At 69.6% G+C, this 19832-nt stretch carries 8 protein-coding genes and 3 pseudogenes; 8 read left to right on the plus strand and 3 right to left on the minus strand.

Annotation, left to right across the window (positions count from 1 at the left end; translation table 11 throughout):
• Window positions 1–138 precede the first annotated feature (138 nt).
• Window positions 139–888: pseudogene (locus tag V8690_RS32175) on the minus strand (hypothetical protein); the annotation flags it as partial.
• Window positions 889–1127: 239 nt separating this feature from the next.
• Here V8690_RS32175 and V8690_RS32180 point away from each other — a divergent pair.
• From V8690_RS32180 to V8690_RS32200, 5 genes and pseudogenes are all read left to right on the plus strand, one after another.
• Window positions 1128–7766 carry a DNRLRE domain-containing protein gene (locus tag V8690_RS32180; RefSeq protein WP_338785528.1) on the plus strand — a complete coding sequence of 2213 codons (6639 nt, stop codon included), beginning with the start codon at window positions 1128–1130 and terminating at the stop codon, window positions 7764–7766.
• A gap of 70 nt (window positions 7767–7836) precedes the next feature.
• The gene (locus V8690_RS32185) at window positions 7837–8367 is read left to right on the plus strand and encodes a hypothetical protein (RefSeq protein WP_338783596.1); all 531 of its coding nucleotides are present in this window, start codon (window positions 7837–7839) and stop codon (window positions 8365–8367) included.
• 164 nt (window positions 8368–8531) lie between these two features.
• A complete protein-coding gene (locus V8690_RS32190) occupies window positions 8532–8822 on the plus strand; it encodes a hypothetical protein (RefSeq protein ID WP_338783597.1) in 291 nt (96 codons plus the stop codon).
• 327 nt (window positions 8823–9149) lie between these two features.
• Window positions 9150–9977, plus strand: coding sequence for a glycoside hydrolase domain-containing protein (locus V8690_RS32195; RefSeq protein ID WP_338783598.1), 828 nt, complete (start codon window positions 9150–9152; stop codon window positions 9975–9977).
• 531 nt (window positions 9978–10508) lie between these two features.
• Window positions 10509–11159: pseudogene (locus tag V8690_RS32200) on the plus strand (transposase); the annotation flags it as partial.
• A 1594-nt stretch (window positions 11160–12753) separates the two neighbouring features.
• Here the strand turns inward: V8690_RS32200 and V8690_RS32205 are convergent.
• A complete protein-coding gene (locus tag V8690_RS32205) occupies window positions 12754–12960 on the minus strand; it encodes a hypothetical protein (protein ID WP_338783599.1) in 207 nt (68 codons plus the stop codon).
• A 68-nt stretch (window positions 12961–13028) separates the two neighbouring features.
• Between V8690_RS32205 and V8690_RS32210 the strand changes: the two are divergent.
• Window positions 13029–13416, plus strand: a pseudogene (locus V8690_RS32210) (NAD(P)/FAD-dependent oxidoreductase); the annotation flags it as partial.
• 947 nt (window positions 13417–14363) lie between these two features.
• Window positions 14364–15227: a LysR family transcriptional regulator gene (locus V8690_RS32215; RefSeq protein ID WP_338783600.1), complete on the plus strand. Its 864-nt coding sequence runs from the start codon at window positions 14364–14366 to the stop codon at window positions 15225–15227.
• A 71-nt stretch (window positions 15228–15298) separates the two neighbouring features.
• Here the strand turns inward: V8690_RS32215 and V8690_RS32220 are convergent, their stop codons facing one another.
• On the minus strand, window positions 15299–16864 hold the full coding sequence (locus V8690_RS32220; RefSeq protein WP_338783602.1) for an MFS transporter: 1566 nt from the start codon (window positions 16862–16864) through the stop codon (window positions 15299–15301).
• A gap of 100 nt (window positions 16865–16964) precedes the next feature.
• Here V8690_RS32220 and V8690_RS32225 point away from each other — a divergent pair, with 100 nt between their 5' ends.
• Window positions 16965–19799 (plus strand): BTAD domain-containing putative transcriptional regulator, encoded by a 2835-nt coding sequence (locus V8690_RS32225; protein ID WP_338783603.1) that lies wholly within the window; start codon window positions 16965–16967, stop codon window positions 19797–19799.
• Window positions 19800–19832: the final 33 nt, after the last annotated feature.

Genomic DNA, 19832 nt, shown 5'->3' on the forward strand with positions numbered 1-19832 from the left:
ACCGGGTCCGCGCAGAGCAGTCGTGACGCTCATGTGACGCTCGTTCTGATGGCTCGTCAGGCCTGTGGGCCAGGAAAAGGTCTCGTCACCGTTGAGGCGCCTTCGCGGCCTGCGTTCGTCACTGCTGACCACGAGCTCGTCCGCTCGCGGGATGGCCATTGGTCGGCCGTCCTGCGAGCGCGGGCCGACTGTGAAGTTGTCGCCGGCCGCGAGGAACGTGTCCTCGTTACTCGGCAGCAGGAGCCCGTAGCCGAACGTCCCGCCGGCGCCGCGTTCCGTCTGGGCCTTGACACGAACTCGTACCGGCCGAGGGTGAGCGTCTCCTTCTCGGAGGTCGACACCCGGAATCCCTGCACGCGGTCCTGGGGATGGGCGGCGAGGGTGTCCTTCTCCAGCGCCGTGAGCTGAGCGTAGGTGCGGCCAGGCCGATTCGCCCTGGCCGCTGTCGCCGTCCAGCCGCAGCCAGCTCGACCACTGCCCGGATCCGACGGCCCGGGTGCGCGCATCGACGGTTCCCGTGACGCTCGCCGGCGGGTCGGCCCAGGTGACGCCGAGCATGCTGAACCGCTTGGTGTCGCGCTGCGCCAAGGCGGCCCGCGTGCCCTTCTCGGTCGTCTTCAGCGCGCCGTACGGACCGCGGTGTGCGCCGGAGCGGCCTTGCCGCCCCCGTCCGAGGCATCCACCGGCCGGTCGGTACTTCCCGCCCGGTGAGCCCGGCCGTGGCAACGACAGCTGCACTCCAGATGTAGCGAAGTCTACCCATGGCGGATCAGTGACGTCCTGGCACGTGCGAGAGAGGGACCGGACAACACTCATGCCGACAGGGAGAGACGCGCGACACAGGGACTTCCGGCAACCATAGAAGGTTGCACTGCTGGAACCCACCATCCTCGTGAGACAGATCACTCGCTACTTCGCCAACGATGGCGCTCCACTTTGCCATCACTTGACGGCAATTAGCTTCTTTTTGCGCAAGGTACCTTCACACCGGCATCACGTTCGTGATGCATCGTCACATGTGAAATGACCGGAGAATCTGGATGATTCACGATCCTGCGTCTCACAGACGCAGACATCCTCGGTCCGGGGGAAGCACTCGCTGGATAGCGGGGGGTCTGTCCTTGGCCTTGGCCGTCACGCTGCTGGACGGCGCGTATGCCGCAGCCGCCCCGGTGCCCCAGAGCACCAAGGCTCCGAAGAAGGCGGCGGCCACACAGGCAGTGGACATCCCATCCGCTCGAGTGGCCGCCCGCCTGTCCGGCAAGCGGGTGGAGGCGCTGTCGGAGCGTACGGAGTCCTCCACGACGTGGGTGAACAAGGACGGTTCCCTCACTACCGAACTCACCGCCGGGCCCACCCGGTTCAGGGACGAGGACACGGACGACTGGCGCGACGTCGACCTCGCCCTGGTCCGGGAAGACGGAGGGTCGGTCGAACCCAAGGCGCACCCCCGTGGACTGCGGCTGACCGGCAGGACGGGCAAGCCCGCCACGTCTCTGACGGCCGCACGCGAAGCCAAGGCCACCGACCTGGTGAGCCTGGGAGAGGGTGATCAGCGGATCACCTTGCAGTGGAAGGGCGGACTGCCCCAGCCCAAGCTCGACGGGACGCGGGCGCAGTACGTCAACGCGGTGCCGGGAGCGGACGTAGTGGTCGAGGCCACACGCACCGGCTTCGAGCAGTTCGTCGAGGTCAAGGAGCGCCCTGAGCAGGGGAACTACTCCTACACGCTGCCGCTGAAGGCCAAGGGCCTGAAGGTGAAACACCTGCCGGACGGCAGCGTCCAGTTCACGGACAAGAAGAACAAGAAGCGGGCCGTGATGCCCGCTCCGGTGATGTGGGACGCCACTGTCGACGAGCGGTCCGGAGAACATACCCGCAAGGCCAAGGTCGGCCTGAAGGTAGTGAAGAAGCGTTCCTCCATCGATCTGGTCATCACCCCGGACGCGAAGTTCCTCGCCGATCCGGACACCAAGTACCCGGTCACTGTCGACCCGTCGACGTCCTCGCTGTCCAACGTCTTCGACACCTACGTCCAGCAGGGCGAGACCGTCGACTGGTCCAACGACACCGAACTGGACTTCGGCAACCCGGGCACGAAGAACGCCGACGGCACGCCGCGCACCGCGCAGTCGTTCATCTCCTGGAACACCTCGCCGGTCCAGGACGCACTGGTGTCCAGTGCCAAGCTGAGTCTGTGGAACTTTCACTCGGGCAACACCGACTGCAAGCCCTACCCCTGGGAGGTGTGGTCCTCCGGAGCGGCGTCCACCTCCAGCCGCTGGACCAACCGTCCGACGATGACGGCGAAGAAGGCCACCTCCACCGAGACCCGCGGCAACCCGGGCTGCAGCACACAGTCGGACGGCTGGATCCACGCCGACGTCACCACGCTGATGCAGGAGTGGGCGTCGGCCAAGGCCACCCGCGGCCACATGGGCATCCGCGCCTCCGACGAGTCGGCGACCGCCCAGTGGAAGCGGGTCAACTCCGCAAACGCGGCCTCTAACCCGCCCAAGCTGGTGGTGAACTACAACTACCGGCCGCGCACGGGCACCAAGCAGGAGGCTGGCCCGCCTTACTTCTCCTACAGCGGCGCCTACGTGGTGAACACCACCACACCCACCCTGCGGGACACCTTCGTCGACGCCGACGGTGACAAGGTCAACGGCACCTTCCAGATCTTCGACAACGCCACCAACACCCAGGTCGGCGACGTCATCGTCTCCAAGTACGTGCCCTCCGGGCAAGTCGCCTCGGTGACCGTGCCCTCCGGCGTGCTGACCAACGGCAAGACCTACAAATTCCGCACCTCGCCCTACGACGGGTCCCACTACAACAACGGCTGGTCGGCCTGGAAGACCTTCACCGTCGACACCACCGCCCCCTCCGCCCCCACCTCCATCACGTCCACGGACTACCCGACGCCCCAGTGGGTGAAGGGCGCCGGACAAGCCGGCACGTTCACCGTCACCCCCAAGGGCACCGACCACAACTGGCTGGAGTGGTCGCTGGACGGCATGACCTGGACCAAGGTCGCCACCGGTGGCTCCACCGCCGCCAGGGCCCTCAGCATCACCCCGCCCAAGGACGGAACCCACACCCTTCAGGTCCGCCAGGTCGACAAGGGCGACAACAAGTCCGAGGCCGTCGACTACACGTTCCACGCCGGTCCGGGCGGCTTCGTCCGGCCCGACGAGGGCGAGCGCACCGCCCGACGCCTGCCGCTCGTCGCGGAGGCCGACGGTTCGAAGTACGACAAGGTGTCGTTCTCCTGGCGCCGCTCCGAGGCCGATGCGTGGGAGCGGATCCCCGCGGGTGACGTCACTTCGTCCGGCACGCCGCTGACCGCCTGGCCGGTGGCTCTCACGGCTGGCAGGAACGATCAGCTGGTGTGGGACGCGACCACCACGGTCGACCCGGACGGTACCGCCCAGATCAAGGCCGACTTCACCGGGCCCGACAACGCCTCGGGCAGTACGCAGCCGCTGTCCGTGGTTGTCGACCGCAACGCCTCCGGGGCCGCGACCGACGAGATCGGCCCCGGTTCGCTGAACCTGCTGACCGGTGACTACAGCCTGTCCGCCACTGACACCTCGCACTTCGACCTGTCGGTGACCCGCACCGCGTCCTCCCGGAGGCCGGACGCCGGGGAACAACAGACCGGCCAGGTGGCCATCTTCGGCAAGGAGTGGGTGTCGGGCACAGCCGCCGACGCCACCGACTCCGACTACTCGCACCTGCGGAGAATCTCCGACACGGCCGTGGCCGTGGTGGACATCGAGGGCGAGGAGATCTCCTTCACCGCGAACGCCGCGAAGACCGGCTGGATACCGGAGCCCGGCTCGGAGGAGCTGACGCTCAAGGGCAGTGTGAGCAGCACCTTCACACTCTCCGACACCGAGGGCACCGTCACCGAGTTCACCAAGCCGGATCCGGCCGCGACGACCTGGCAGGTCTCCAGCGCGCTGATGGACGGCCTGGCGCAGACCTCCACGACCGTGGTCTCCGAGACGGTGAACGTCGCCGGCAAGACGCTGGCCCGGCCCAAGCGAGTCATCGCGCCGACGTCGGCCGTATCCGCCGCGACCTGCACGGCCACCCCGGCCACCAAGGGCTGCCGCGCACTGGAGTTCGTGTACGCGAGCACCACCACCGCGAACGCCTCCTCGCTCGGCGACTTCACCGACCAGGTCAAGGAGATCCGTCTCTGGTCGACCGACCCCGGCGCGGCATCGGCGACGTCCAAGGTCGTGCAGACCTACCGGTACGACGACGCCGGCCGGCTGACCGAGACGTGGAACCCGCTGATCAGCCCCGCGCTGAAGACGCAGTACGCCTACGACACCGCGGGCCGCGTCACCCAGGTCACCCCGCCGGGTCAGCTTCCGTGGACCTTCACCTACGGCAAGGCCGGCTCCAGCAGCGCGGCCGGTGACGGCATGCTTCTGAAGGCGTCGCGGCCGGCGCTGCGGCAGGGCACCCTCGACGCGGTCGAAGGGACGGCCGCGACTAGCGTCGTCTATGACGTGCCGCTGACCGGCAGCACCGCCCCCTACAAGATGGGCACTGCCGACGTCAAGGCATGGGGCCAGTCGGACGCCCCGACCGACGCGACCGCCGTGTTCCCCGCCGACGGCGTCCCGGCGTCGAACGCGGGCAGCGGCCTGACCGCCACGTCCTACAAGCGCGCCGACGTCACGTACATGGGTGTGTCGGGCCGCGCGGTGAACGCCGCGACGCCCGGCGGACACATGACGACCACCGAGTACGACCGCTTCGGCAACACCGTCCGCGAGCTGACGGCGGCCAACCGGGCCGTGGCGCTCGGCACGACCGCCGCGGACCGCGCGATGCAGGCCGAGCTGGGCATCGCCTCCCTGGCCTCGTCCGAGCGCGCCGACCTGCTCACCACCAAGTCCGTCTACAACGACAACGGCACGCGTGAGCTGGAGGAGTTCGGCCCGCTGCGGCGCGTCGACCTGACCGCGGACCTGAAGTCCGGCACGACCACCCTGGTGGCGGCCGACTCGCCCGTCACTGCCCGGAGCTGGACGGTCAACGAGTACGACGCGGGCCGGCCGACCGACGGCACCGCCAAGGTGAAGGACCAGATCACCAAGGTCACCACCGGCGCCCAGGTCCGTGAGCACCCCGGTGTGCACGGCGAGACCAGGGTCGTGCAGACCGCGTACGACTGGGCCAAGGGCCTGCCGGTGAAGTCGGTCCAGGACCCGGGCGGCCTCGCGATCACCACCACGACCGAGTACGACGCGCTGGGCCGTGTGGCCAAGACGTACAACACGGGCAGCACAGGCGCCGACGCGGGCACCGTAGTGACCACGTACTGGTCCGCGACCGGCACCGGCACGTGCGCCGGCCGTCCGGAGTGGGCCGACCTGGTGTGCTCCACCGGACCCGGTGGCGCCATCACCGGCGGCGGCAGCAACCCGGCGCAACTCCCCACGACGAGCACCCAGTACGACTGGTGGGGCAACGCCACGGTCGGCACCGACACCGCCAACGGCGTCACGCGGACCACGACCACCAGCTACGACGCGGCGGGTCGCCCCGAGACCGTGAAGGTCACCGGCGGCACCGGCCAAGCCGTCCCGGAGACCACCACCGAGTACGACCCGGCCACCGGGCAGGAGATCCGCACGACATCGCCGACCGGCGGCACCATCACGCAGGTCTACGACAAGCTCGGCCGAGTCGCCTCGTACACGGACGCCGACGGCGGCAAGACCACGACCGAATACGATGCGCTGGACCGCCCGGTCAAGGTCAACGACACCGCCCCGTCCACCGTCACCTTCACCTACGACCACACCGCCGAGCCGCGCGGCCTGGCCACCAGGGCGACGGACTCCGTCGCGGGTGTCTTCCAGGCGACGTACGACGCGGACGGCTCGGTCGCAACGGAGAAGCTGCCCGGCGGCTACACCCTCACCCAGACCGAGGACACCACCGGCGCTCCGGTCGACCGCACCTACACCCGTGACAGTGACGGCACCGTGGTGATGTCCGACGCGGTCACCGAGTCCGTGCAGGGCCAGACGACCAGCCACGCCGGCTGGTCGGACCAGACCTACCGCTACGACGCCGCCGGCCGCCTCGCCCAGGTCGACGACACGGTGGAGACGGTCTGCACCCGGCGCACCTACGGCTTCGACAAGCACACCAACCGCACGTCCCTGACCACGGCCGCCTCGGCGCCCGGTATGGACTGCCCGACGACCGGAGGAACCAGCAAGACCTCGACCTTCGACAGCGCCGACCGCATCACCGACGGCGGCTACGCTTATGACGCGTTCGGCCGCACCACCGCCCTGCCGGGCGGCGTGAAAGTCGGCTACTACACCAACGATCTCGCCCACCAGCAGACCAGCGGCACCAAGCGCCAGACCTGGACCCTCGACGCCGCACTGCGCTTCCGCGCGTGGACCGTGGAGACCAACAGCGGCGGAACCTGGTCACCGACCGAGAACAAGCTCAACCACTACGACGGCGACAACGACAATCCGCGCTGGGTCGTCGAGAACACCGCCACTGGTGTCCTGACCCGCAACGTGGACTCCCTGTCCGGGGCCCTCGGCGCGGTCACCAGCGCCACCGGTGACACGGTGCTCCAGTTCACCGACATCCATGGCGACGTGGCGCTCCAGCTCCCGCTCAACGCGGGCGAGGCGCCTGTTGTCCTCGACACCGACGAGTACGGCAACCCGCGCGACAGGCAGCAGGCCGTGCGCTACGGCTGGCTGGGCGGAAAGCAGCGCTCCAGCGAGACAGTGGCCGGCTACACCCTCATGGGCGTACGCCAGTACAACCCCGCCACCGGCCGCTTCCTGTCGGTCGACCCCCAGCACGGCGGCAACGCCAACGCCTACGAGTACTGCTCGGCCGACCCGGTCAACTGCTTCGACCTCGACGGCAAATGGGGCTGGAAGAAGATCTTCAAGAGGGCCAAACGCTGGGCCTGGCGCAACAAGTGGGACATCGCGCTCACCGCGGCGGGCTTCATCCCCGGCCTCGGTGCCGCCGCCTGGGGCTACCGCGCCTACCGCGGCTACCGCGCCCTGCGAGCCGCACGCACCATCGCCCGCAGCTGCCGCCGGAACTCCTTCCTGCCCGAGACGCCGGTCGTCATGGCCGACGGCAGCACCAAACCGATCAGCCAGGTTCAGATCGGCGATCTGGTCCAGGCGGTCAACGAAATCACCGGTGAGACCACGATCTCCCCGGTCTCCGACGTGATCACCGGTCACGGCACCAAGGATCTCGTCACCCTGTCCGTGGACGCCGACGGCGACGGCAAGTCAAAGAGGATCACCGCGACCGCCAACCACCCGTTCTTCGTCCAGGGGCGCGGATGGGTCGACGCGATCCAGCTGACCCCCGGCTCGGTCTTGTCGAACCCCAGCAGGAGCGAGCCGAAGGTCACGGCCACCGACCGCACGCAGGCAGTCCGGACCGTCTTCAACCTGACCGTCGCCGGCACCCACACCTACTACGTGGTGGCTGACGGACAGTCCGCGCTTGTCCACAATTGTGCCCGCCGGATCCCCAAGAAGCGAGGCTGGAAGGATCTGCGCACGCCGACGAAGTTCAAGTCGAAGGCACAGGCGATAGCAGCTGCCCGGCGCGATGCCCGAATGGGCGGCCGCTGCAGATACCGTGGAGTCTGCTCCTCTGGCAACCACGTCCACGTGGACTACTTCAACAGGCGCGGGCAGATCTCTCACACCCGCCACTACAACTGGTGACGGGACGACACGGTCAGAAATCGGCCGGAGAATCGGAAACAACGGAAGCAACGGAAACGGTGTCGAGCACATGAGTATCCCTGCCGCGCTGAATGAGCTCGTGGCTGCCTTGACCGAACATGCCGAGGTGATGTCCGGAGAGGAAGTCGCACCTCAACGGGCTGTCGACGTCATTGAGCGGGTACGTGCCGCCGCAGCGCGCTACTCCGACGCAACCTTCGAATCATCGGGTTGGGGGAGTCCTTTCTCCGACCTGTTCGATGGCGAGGAACAGGTCGAGGACACGGAAGAGAACGAGTTCGGTGACGGATCAGTACCCGGAGATGCCGAGCGCATCAGCATCACGGGCCGCTGGGACTTCGTCGTGACGGACCAGGAGGCGTGGTTTGCGCACGTAGCCCAAGGGCTGGACGCTCTCGGTGCCGGTGACTGCGCCGTGGAACTGAACAGTGCAGCTCAGGCGATGCATGAGCTTCTCGCCCACGACGCTCCCTTCCACAGCTACACGCGCCACGGCCTTGCTGACGGCGGTCAGGATTGGGTGATCGAGCAGATCCCGAAGACACTGTCCGAAGCATCGGATGAGGAGCATCGCGCCTGAGTCGCGGCAGACGTCGACAACGTTGAGAGACGATGGTGTTGACGTAAGAAGCGGACGATGAACGTCGGGGCGGCCAGGAACTCCTGGCCGCCCCGATCCAAGTCAGTGAGCGTCATCAGCGCTCGAGCGGCCCCGCATCACGGACTGGAATGGATATGAGCGGAATGAGCGCCAAGGTCACGGTCACGGACATGGTGGTCGCCTACGCGGTCTTGGCCGATGCGAGCAACGCCTGCGATGCCGTCGACGAGGTGGTGGTGGCCGCGGACAGTTGGAAAGCGGCGATCGACCTCATGCGTGCCTGCGGGTACCGGAAGGTCCCCAAGCACCCCGCTCGCAACAACGTCGACCGTGACGCGGTGGAAGTGGCGTACGCGACGTCCGGCAAGGTATTCCGCAGACGCTTCGGCAGTAAGGCGCCATGGGTCCCGGTCTCTCACAGCGGAAGAGACTGAACCCATGACGGTTCACACCGCCTTGGAGCTATTGACCGCCCCTCCGCAGCGACGTTGCGGAGCCGTCGGCATGACAACCGGTCGTGACCACGGTCTCGAAGGCCGCCGACATCCGTTGGGAGACCCTGGAGCCCATCCTTGACACCCTCCACCACCGACCAGCGGCGGCTTGGATAAAGTGCGGAGCGCTCCGACTGCCGGAGCTCAACCGCGCCGCCACAGAACGCGCCGAGCGCCGCAGCCACACCCCACGGTGTGTCGCCGCGTTCGCAAGCCTTCCGCCGGTGCACAGATACGGCCGGGGCCGTGATCCGAATGGGGTGGGGAATGACCAAGCACAGGCTGTCCAGGAGAGGCCGTTACATCGCGTGGTCCACGACAGGCGTCGTCGTGGTCGCCGGTGCCGGGATCGCGGCGCAGGCCTCCATGGCCGCCTCGAGCTGGCCGGCGCAGAAGACGTACACGGGCCGGGCCTTTGACACCTGCACGGCGCCCTCCCTCGCCGCGATGAGGGCGTGGAAGACCGGCTTCTACGGCGCAGCCGCGGTCTACATCGGCGGCAAGAACCGCGGCTGCGCCCAGCCCAACCTCACCGCGTCCTGGGTGAAGTCGGTCAGCACCGCCGGGTGGAAGCTCATCCCGCTCTACGTCGGCGCCCAGCCGCCCTGCCAGACCAGCAGAAACCCGGAGAGGTTCACCGCCACCACAGCAGCCGCCCTCGGCAAGAGCAACGCCGAGGACGCCGTCGCCAAGGCATCCGCACTCGGCATGAAGCCCGGCAGCCCCATCTACCTCAACATGGAGTCGTACGACATCACGAACAAAGCGTGCAACGACGCCACCCTGACGTACGTGCGCTCCTTCACCAAGACCCTGCGAGCCAAGACATACCGTGCCGGGCTCTACGGCTTCAGCAGCTCCAGCGCCAAGGCCATCGCCACGGCCACCGACCGGACCGACCTCCCCGGCAACCTCTGGTACGCGCTGTGGAACAACAAGAACACCACCACCGCCGACTGGCCCTGGAATTCCAAGCTCTACACCGACCACAGCCGTGCCCACCAGTACATGGTCAACAGCAAGGAGACCCGCGGCGGCCACACCATCACCGTCGACCGCAACGCCTGGGACGCCCCGGTGGCCATCACCGGATAGAGGCCGGATCGGCCGTGATACCCGGGCACCAAGGCATCTGGGAGTGCTTCCTGCGTCGGCAAGTGCAAGGTGGCGAAGAAGAGCTTCCCGGCACAGACTACGTCCAAGAGTGCCGAGCCCTACGGCCAGTTTTTCATGGACACCACCGTCAACACCGCTGCCGCCAAGCAGCGGGGAACCGGCCGCAGCGTCGCCTCCCTGGACGTCCACCAACCCGCAGTGGGCGGCGCCGTCAGAGCTGACGAATCTTTCTACCGTGGTCCTCCGCTGTGACAACGCACTGCCCGGCGCTCCCCGACAGGTCGGCTGCGTGAACGTGCAGGCTGTGCCGGTGATCAGCTACAGCCTGAACGGGCCATGGCCGGAGGTCGCCAAGCTCATCAAGGACTGCCGGGCAAATACGGCACGACGAACTACGTGACACGGCTCACCGACCGCAGGAAGATCAAGCTCTGTCCCGGAATCGGTGGCAACGAAGGGTGACGGCCATCGTGGCGTGGTGTGCGCGATGTCAATGAGCTTGTGGATGTGGTGTTTTCGGGACTGTCGGTCCTCGTCATCGAGGACGTGACGGACGAGGGCGAGGCCATCCGGGTGTCGGCTCGGACCCGGGACGATCCGGTGCCGTGCCCGGTGCGCGGTCAGCCGACGGGGCGGGTGCATGGTTTCCACGGGCGGGTGGTCGCGGACGTGCCGGTGGACGGACGGCGGGTCGTGGCGTCGGTGCGGGCCCGGCGCCTGGTCTGTCCGGTGCTCGGCTGCCCGCGGCAGACGTTCCGTGAGCAGGTTCCCGGCGTCGTGGAGTGCTACCAGCGTCGCACCAATTGCCTGGCAGACCAACTCGGCTCCGTGGTCAAGGAGTTAGCGGGCCGGGCGGGCGCCCGTCTCTCCCGCGTGATCTCCCGCTCGACCGAACTGCGCATGCTCATGCGAAGGGCGGCACCGCCGCTGCGCGTCCCGCGCGTGCTCGGCATCGATGACATCGCCCTCAAGCGTCGGCACCGCTACGCCACCGCGATCATCGACGCCGAGACCGGCGAGCGGATCGACGTCCTGCCCGAGCGCACCGCCCAGACCCTGGCCGCGTGGCTACGTGAGGCCGCATACGTCTGCCGCGACGGCTCCGGCTCCTACGGCGAGGCGATCCGCCAGGCGCTCCCTGAAGCGGTGCAGGTCAGTGACCTGGCAGCTCACCGTAGGCAGCCAGGGCCCGCAACCAAATGGTCCCGCTCAAGCACGTCCAGGGGTGATCTGGTGCTCCCGTTGCGCGCTGGTGAGCGCCTGGCCGGAGGCACCCCGCCCTGGACCTCGACCGGGCCCGAAGGATCTTGGAGGGGAAGACCTTGGGGAGGGCTGGACGGAGCGGTTGCTCTTCGACATGATCGCTGTCGTGATGCCCGGCGCCCGCGCCGTCCTGCGCCGCCTGACAGACCCGGGCCGCACGGCCACCTACGACGGCATCCAGGCGCATTTCGTCGATCACCCCAACACACCGATCCCGCAGGAGAGGATTGGGGACGCTCACCAGCGTCCGCGCGGTACGTCGCCGGTGCGATGTGCCGGTTTGGTGTCAAGCGCTCCAGCGCCGGGTGTCGTTCCGAGCCGGGGCAGCGGCGGGAGACCGTCTGGCCAGCCGCCGTCGGCACCTTCTGATGGAGGTCAGGGCGCTGTGGCCCCACTCGACTCGGCTGGGACGAGACTCCGCTCTGTGACGCTCGTTTGACGCTCCAGGCCGCCGTACAGCCGTCTGGAACGGGGCTTCGTGCGACATCTTTCCGATGACGTCGCACGTGGAGTGCGTGGCGATTTTGTAGCCCGCTGCAAAGGGGATTTGACCTGTAGTTTCCCGGTTTCTCAGGGATGGCCGGATGTGCTCGACATGTTTCCCACGCAGCATGACGTCAAGCGTGTCGTATCCCTCGCGGACGTCGTCTGACCTGGCGTTACGCCGGGTCGTTGCCGGGATGGTGGGGGAGTTGCGATGCCGTCGCTACGGGTGGCTCTCCGCGGTTTCGACGCTTGTTCGACGCTCGTTCTGACGAGCCGTCACTGCAGGTCGGACGTCCAGGACGAGCGAAGGTCGGCCCGCCGGTGTGCCGGCGCGGCTGCGGTGGCCGTATGCCGACAGAAGTGGCTGAGCGGACGCGCAGGCCGGGCTTCCCAGCGGCAGCGGCGGACGCGGAGGTCCGCCCGCCGGGTCCGGCGGGCGCGGGGGTCAGGGGCGCGCGGCGCCGGCAGCAGGTTCCGTGCCTCTCGTGGCCCACCATGCGCGTCGCAGGGTTGACCTGATAGCTCGCATTGCCTTGCCGGTGAGGCTGCCCTCGATCTTGTGAGCGCGACTGAGGAGACGTCCTGGCGCTCGTTCGACGCCCACCGCTGGCCGATGCTGGACGTCAGCCGCCCGCGCGCTGGAGCGCGTGGACGAGATCAGCGCGTATCGGCTCGGCCGGCCTAAGCTGTCTCAGTTCCCACCGAACCGCATGGCGGCGCTGGTCCGGTACGGCGGAGGGCCACGAGCTCCGCGAGGAGGACATCGCCACCGCCCGGCTGTCCCCGCTCAAGCACCGCAGCCTGAACGTGCTCGGCCGCTGCAGCTTCACCGCCTCGCCCCCGGCCGCCGGTGCCCTGCGGCCGCTGCGCGACCCCGACGCGCCGGAGCTTGACGAGAACGACGAGTCGGCCGCCGACCGACGGGACGCGCCAGGGACTGCCTGGCCTGGGGCCTCGACGCCGACCGCCCACACAGCAGTGGTGTGGGCGGCCGGATCCCGGGCTGTCAGGCGGTGACCCTGCCGAAGATGTGGTTGGCAGGAGCATCCGGGTCGTTGCCGTAGAAGAACTGGGTGAGGGCCTGGTGGAATTCGGCGCGGTCCAGCCCACCGGAGCCGTCCCTGACCAGAGCGGCGAAGACCGTGGCGCAGTCCTCGCCGGGCACACCGGCGACCGAGTCGAACAGCTGCTGGAACTCGGCCTGGCCGATCATGCCGTCTGCGTTGAGGTCGACGAGGTCGAAGAAGCAGTTGGTGACCGGCGCGATCTGCTGCGGACAACTCCCGGGTCCGGCAGGGCACGATCCCGGTCCAGGACGTGGGGTTGATCGACGCGGTGCGGGCGGGCACGGTTACCCGGTGGCGGCGGTCGCCTCGTTCGACCGGGACGCGGTGGTGCTGGCCGACGGCACCCGCCTCACCCCGGACGCCGTCATCGCCGCCACCGGCTACGACGTGCCCTGGAGCCGCTGGTCGGCCACTTGGACGTCCTGGACGTCCTGGACGGGCGGGGCCGGCGGGGCCGGCCGGTCGTCCACGGCGGCCGGTCGCGGAGGGGGCCCCGGGGGGTCTACTTCACCGGCTTCACCAACCCGACCAGCGGGATGCTCCGCGAAATGGCCCTGGACGCCGAGAAGATCGCCAAGAAGGTGGCGCGGGCGCCGCGTTGAGGCGCCAGGCGGATTCGGCGGGCCCCAGTGAACACCCGGAGAGAATTCCCCCGCCACACGTCGACGCTTGGTGAAGCGCGAAAAGATGCGTCGGCCGCCGCACCGTTTCCGGGACTTCCGCGGATGGGCGTGCGGACACACAGTTCCTGGCACACCTTGACTGCCGCTATACCTTCACCGGGCGGCGATTCGTCCAGTCTCCAACTTCCGCGGGACCGCCCGTTCACGTACGGAGCGGAGGCGGCGGAGGGCGCACGACCGGTGTCCGGAAAAGGATGCGCCGACTTTCCGCCATCGAGACGGCGCACATCCTATTTCCGCCACCCGGAACAGTCCACATCGCCCGAGCATCCCTTGTTTCCGGTGGCCGCAATCAGTGCCCCACCTGCACTGAAACGCTTCGGCCCGACGTTTCACGCAACTAACGTGTCAGGTGACAGGTGCATATCAGTCCTTCATCGAGACGCTGTTGAACATGTAAACGCTCACCGGCCACACTGAGCACCGAAGCCGCCGTGGGCACGGGCAGTGCCTGATTCGTCGGCTCCAGGGTCTATTGCATGTCGATGTTCGTCGTTCCCTCTATGCCTATGCGGGGTGTTGCAAGTGTGCCGTCCTCCTGGAAGCGATGACGACCCGAAAGCCATGGCCGGCCCCTGCCGGGAACCGGCCCCGGGATCTCCCCACCCATAACGGGAATTGGCCCGCCTACGGGCCGGCCTGTGGAGCGGGCGGCGTGGAACCGGTGCCGCGGTGGAGAGAGGGCGAGATGAGCCGGCCGCGTCGGACCGGCGATGACACGGGCGCCGCGGGCGGACCGGCGGACGACGGGCGCCGAGGGGCGCTTCTTCCGATGTCCGGGAACCCGCGCACGCTTCTGACCGGGTACGCCTCCGGGCCGCGTCGCATGCACTCCCCCTATAGCTCTGCGAAAGGAAAGCAGCGTCATGGCTGTGGGAATCCACCACTTGAGGACGTTCCTCATGGCGGTCGACGAAGGTAGCATCTCGAAAGCCGCGACCCGTCTGCACGAGGCCCAGTCCGCGGCGTCCCGCAGACTCGCGGAGTTGGAACGCCACGTGAAACAGAGTCTGTTGGAACGCTCCGCGGAGGGGGTGCAGCTCACCGTGGCGGGAAAGATGTTCTGCGCCAAGGCGGATGCCGCCGTCACCGCCTTCGACGACGCCCTGCACTCGGACCTGCACCGGGTGCGGGCCCTGCGGGTGGGGCACGCCTGGTCGGCGATCGGTGTGTATACCAGCGAGATACTGCGCCGGTGGAAGGAGGCGTACCAGGAGGTCCTGGTACGCCTGAAGCGGGTCGACGACCCCGCGGGCGGGCTCACCACCGGCCAGTCGGACGTGGCGATCATGCGCACGCACACCGGGCGGCGCAATCTGCACGAGGAGCTGCTCGTCATGGAGTCCCGGGTCGTCGCGGTCCCCTCGGGCTGCCCGCTGATCGAGCTGGATGAGGTGCTGCTGCGAGACCTGGCCGACTACCCGCTGGTGATCAACTCCTTCTCCGGAACCACCAACCTCGGCCTGTGGGAGGAGGGCGAGCAACCCGTGGTGGCGGTGGAGGTGGACACGATCGACGACTGGCAGAGCTACATCGCCGCCGGTGTCGGGATCGGCGTGACCCCGGCCTCCACCGCCTGGATACACCCGCATGCCGAGATCAGCTACCTCCCCCTGCGGGACGCGCCCGCGGTGCCGGTGTACCTGGTCTGGGCTTCCAACAATCGCCATCCGGCGCTGAGCTCCTTCATCCAGTTGGCGCGGGACGTGGTGGCGGAGGGGGCCGAGTAGGCCCTGGGCCGGTGCGCGCGCCGCCCCGCCGCCCCCGCGAGCGGGGGGCGACTGGTGCGGGCCGCGGCCGGTCAGACCTGCGACTTCGCCGGCTCGGCCGGAGCCGCCTCCGCCGCGGCCTCCGGCTCGTCGCCGATGGCTCCGACGTGCCGCAGCACGACGGCGGACAGGATGGACAGGACCACGGTGCACGCCGCGGCCACGACCATCGCCGTGTTCATGCCGGAGGTGGCGGCCTCCTTGGCGAGGTCGAGCCAGCCAGCGGGCATCTGCTGGGCCGAGGCGACGGCGCCGGCGAGGCTGTCGCCCGCGGCGTCGGCCACGTCCGACGGGGTGCCGGCGGGGATCTTGTCGTCGATCTGACTGCGGTAGACCGCGGTCGCCAGGCTGCCCAGGATCGCCACGCCGAGCGCGAGGCCCAGTTCCTGCACGGTCTCCGACATCGCCGAGGCCGAGCCGGCCTTCTCCGGCGGCGCCGCCCCGACCACCAGGTCCGTGCCCAGGGCCGCGATCGCCCCGAGCCCGAGGTAGACGAGGCCGAATCCGACGACCATCAGGGCGATGCCGCCCGAGGGGCCCACCAGGGCGAGCAGGACGTACCCGACCGTGGACAGCACCAGGGTGGCCGCCACCACGAGGCCCGGCGGCACCCGCCGCGCGACCAGGGGCGAGCCGATCGCGGCCAGGAACATCAGCAGGGCGGGCGGGCCCATCCACAGCCCTGCCTCGACCGGCGGCAGCCCCTCCACGAACTGGAGCTGCTGGGTGATCAGCAGCATCGAGCCGCCGACGCCTACGAGGCCGATGAGCAGCACGCTCAGCGCGGAGCTGAACGTCCGGTTGGCGAAGAGGCGCACGTCCAGCAGCGGGCTCTCCAGCTTGCCCTGCCGGCGAACGAACAGCACCGCGAAGACCACGCCGATCAGCGCGGCGACGATCATCGGCAGATCGAGGCCGTCCTTGGCGAAGCGCTTCACCGCGTAGACCACCGGCAGGATCGCGATCAGCGACAGCGTCACACTGATCAGGTCGAACCTACCGCTCTGTGGCGCCGAGTACTCGGGGATTAGGAGCGGCGCGGCCACCAGCAGCACGATCGCGACCGGCACCGCCAGCAGGAACACCGAACCCCACCAGAAGTGGTTCAGCATCGCCCCGCCGACCACCGGTCCGAGCGCCATGCCGAGCGCGAAGCTCGTGGCCCAGACACCGATCGCCAGGGAGCGCTGCCGCTGGTCGGCGAACATGTTGCTGATCAGGGCCAGCGTGGACGGCATCAGCGTGGCACCGGCGACCCCGAGGGCCGCCCGCGCGGCGATGAGCATGTCGGCGCTGGTGGCGTAGGCCGCCAGCACCGAGATGATCCCGAAGGCCGCGGCCCCGATCATCAGCAGCCGGCGGCGGCCGATCCGGTCACCCAGCGTGCCCATGGTGAGCAGGAAGCCGGCGATCAGGAAGCCGTAGGCGTCCATGATCCACAGCTCTTGGGTACCGGACGGGCGCAGATCCTCGGCCAGTGAGGGGAGGGTCAGGTACAGCACGGTGACGTCGAGGCCCAGCAGCACGGTGGGCAACGAGAGGACCGCCAGCCCTCCCCACTCGCGGGCCCCCGCCCTGCCTACGGTCGTTGTGCTCATGGCACTCCTTGCCTTTTTCTCGGATCGTCGACATGCGATCGCCACTGTGCCGCCCCTCACGCATGGTTTCCTGAGGGTCGTTCGGCGATAAGCTGTAGCCATGCGTTACGGGGTGCTCGGACCGCTGGCCGTCTGGGACGCCGAGGGGCGGCCGGTCAGGGTCCCCGAAGCGAAGGTGCGCGCCCTGCTGGCGAACCTGCTCGCCCACGGCGGCGGGCCGGTGCCGGCGGACCGCCTCATCGAAGACCTGTGGGCGAGCAACCCGCCGGGCGGGTCCACCAACACCCTGCAGACCAAGATCTCCCAGCTGCGCCGGGTGCTGGGCCGGGAGCAGGTGGTCCGCGAGCCCGCCGGCTACCGGCTGCTGCTCGCGGACGACGTGGTCGATGCCCTGAGGTTCCAGGAGCTCGCCGACCGCGCCCGCGCCCACCGGGAGCCGGCGGTGAAGGCGGACCTGTTCGCCGACGCGCTCGCCCTGTGGCGGGGCCCGGCTTACGCGGACGTGGCCGAGTCCCTGTTCGCCCGCAGTGAGATCGCCCGGCTGGAGGAGCTGCGCCTGGCCGTCGTCGAGGACCACGCCGAGGTCCGGCTGACCCTGGGCGAGCACACGGCGCTGGCGGCGGAACTGGGGACGCTGGTGGCACGGCACCCGCTGCGCGAGCGATTGCGCATGGCCCACATGCGCGCCCTGTACCGCTCCGGGCGGCAGGGCGACGCGCTGCAGAGCTTCCAGGAGCTGCGCCGGGAGCTGGCCGAGGAGCTGGGGGCCTCGCCCGGTCCGGAGGCCGCCGCGCTGCACGAGGCGATCCTGCGCCAGGAGCCGCAGTTGGCCACACCGGCGATCGGGTCGCGGTCGTGCCGGACGAACCTGCCCGCCCCGCTGACCCCGCTGATCGGGCGGCGCGAGGCGGCCGCGCAGGTGCTGGCCCGGCTGGACCCCGGCGCGAGCACCCGTCTCGTCACCCTCACCGGCCTCGGCGGGGTGGGCAAGACGCGGCTGGCGATAGCCGCGGCGGGCGACGCGGCCGGGCAGTACGCCGACGGGGTGTGGCTGGTCGAGCTGGCCGGCCTGGGCGCCGCGTCCGGCCCGGATGACATCGCCGAACGCGTCATCACGACGCTGGGCCTGTGCGACACGGCGGCGACCGAACCGGACCTGGACGACCTGGTGGGCTGGCTGTGCCAGGCGGTGGCCGACAAGCAGCTGCTGATCCTGCTGGACAACTGCGAGCACCTCGTCGAGTCGCTCGCCGTGCTCGCCAAGTCCCTGCTGTCGGCCGTGCCGGCGGCCCACCTCCTGCTCACCAGCCAGGAAGCCCTGGACATCCCCGGCGAGGTGGTGCACCCAGTGCCGCCGCTGGCGCTGCCGGAGCACACCGATCCGCGGACGGTCGCCCGGTCCAGCGCCGTCGAGCTGTTCGTGCAGCGGGCCGCCGCGGCGGCGCCCGGCTTCGTCCTAAATGTGGACAACGCGGCGGCGGTCTCCACCATCTGCCGCCGCCTCGACGGCATTCCGCTCGCCCTGGAACTCGTCGCGTCCCGGCTGCGGACGCTGAGCCCGCAGGAGCTCGCCGCCCGGCTGGACGACCGGTTCGCCCGGCCTGACGTACGGGTGCGCGGGCTCCCGGACCGCCAGCAGACGCTGCGGGGCATGCTCGACTGGAGCTGGCAGCTGCTGACGCCGGACGAGCGCACCGTGCTGCGCCGCCTGGTCGTGCATGCCGACGGCTGCGTCATGCCCTCCGCCCAGGCGGTCTGCGCCGACGGGGAGCTGCCCGCCGAGCGGATTCCCGACCTGCTCTCCCGGCTGGTGGACCGCTCGCTAGTCGTCCGTGAGGGCGACCGGTTCCGGCTGCTCGAATCGGTGGCCGCCTACTGCGCCGAGCGGCTGGCGGAGGCGGACGAGGAGAGCGCCGTACGCGCGCGCTTCGTGCGGTACTGCACCGAGTCGGCCGAGCGGGAGAGCGAACGGCTGCGTGGCCCGGACCAGCGGTGCTCCCTGGAACGCCTCATCGCGGAGACCGTCAATCTGCGCCGCGCCCTGGACTTCGCGGTCGCCCAGGACTCCGCCGGGTACGCGGTGCGGCTGGTGAACGCGCTGGCCTGGTTCTGGTTCCTGCGCGGGCGGTTCCCCGAGGCCCGCAGGTCCCTGCGGACGGCGCTGGCGGCCGACGTCGACGCCGCCCCGGCCGCGCGTCTGACGGCACGGGTCTGGCTGGCCGGTGTCGAGCTGCGCACCTCGCAGGCCGACGCCGTGCCCGGCCCGGCGGGCGAAGACCCCACCTCCGGGGTCGAGGACCCGGTGCTGAAGGCCCGGCTCCAGTGGTTCGTCGGCACCGGGCTGACCGGCCGCGGCCACCACCGCGAGGGGCGGCAGCTGGTGGAGGCCAGCCTGGCCGGCGCCCGTGCCGCCCGGGACCGCTGGGGCGAGGCCGCGGCCCTGGTGGAGCTGGCGAGCCACGGCCCGACGCGGGACGGGTCCGCGGAGCTGGGCGCTGCGCTGTTCCGCGAGGTCGACGACCGCTGGGGCCAGCTCCGGGCCACCCGGTCCCTGGCACTCGCGGCCGAACGCGAGGGCGACCGCGTACGGACCGAACGGCTGCACCGCGAGGGCCTCCTGATGGCCGAGGAGCTCGGCCTGTGGACCGAGGTCGTCGAGACGCTGATCTTCCTCGGCAGGACCGCGCTGGCGAGCGGCCTCACCGAGCGGGCGACGGAGCTGTACGAGCGCGCGCTGTCCGTGTCGGCCGAACGCGCCTACCACCGGGGCGAGATCCGTGCCGAGATCGGCCTCGGGCACGCCGCACGGCTCCGCGGTGACCGGGACGCCGCCACGTCCCACCTGAACCGGGCCCTGGCCAAGAGCCAGTCCTCGGGCCACGCCACGCACGCCGCGGCCGCGCTGGCGGGACTGAACCTCGTCACCCGGGCGTGACCGAACGCTGCTGCCCGTGTGACCGGCGTTTCC

The organism is Streptomyces sp. DG1A-41 (genome assembly GCF_037055355.1).
Classification (GTDB): domain Bacteria; phylum Actinomycetota; class Actinomycetes; order Streptomycetales; family Streptomycetaceae; genus Streptomyces.

What these genes read in the sequence shown, in the direction of transcription:
- V8690_RS32185 (WP_338783596.1), top strand. Translation starts at nt 7,837, where the DNA reads ATGAGTATCCCTGCCGCGCTGAATGAGCTCGTGGCTGCCTTGACCGAA.
- V8690_RS32190 (WP_338783597.1), top strand. Translation starts at nt 8,532, where the DNA reads ATGAGCGCCAAGGTCACGGTCACGGACATGGTGGTCGCCTACGCGGTC.
- V8690_RS32195 (WP_338783598.1), top strand. Translation starts at nt 9,150, where the DNA reads ATGACCAAGCACAGGCTGTCCAGGAGAGGCCGTTACATCGCGTGGTCC.
- V8690_RS32205 (WP_338783599.1), bottom strand. Translation starts at nt 12,960, where the DNA reads ATGATCGGCCAGGCCGAGTTCCAGCAGCTGTTCGACTCGGTCGCCGGT.
- V8690_RS32225 (WP_338783603.1), top strand. Translation starts at nt 16,965, where the DNA reads ATGCGTTACGGGGTGCTCGGACCGCTGGCCGTCTGGGACGCCGAGGGG.
- V8690_RS32220 (WP_338783602.1), bottom strand. Translation starts at nt 16,864, where the DNA reads ATGAGCACAACGACCGTAGGCAGGGCGGGGGCCCGCGAGTGGGGAGGG.
- V8690_RS32215 (WP_338783600.1), top strand. Translation starts at nt 14,364, where the DNA reads ATGGCTGTGGGAATCCACCACTTGAGGACGTTCCTCATGGCGGTCGAC.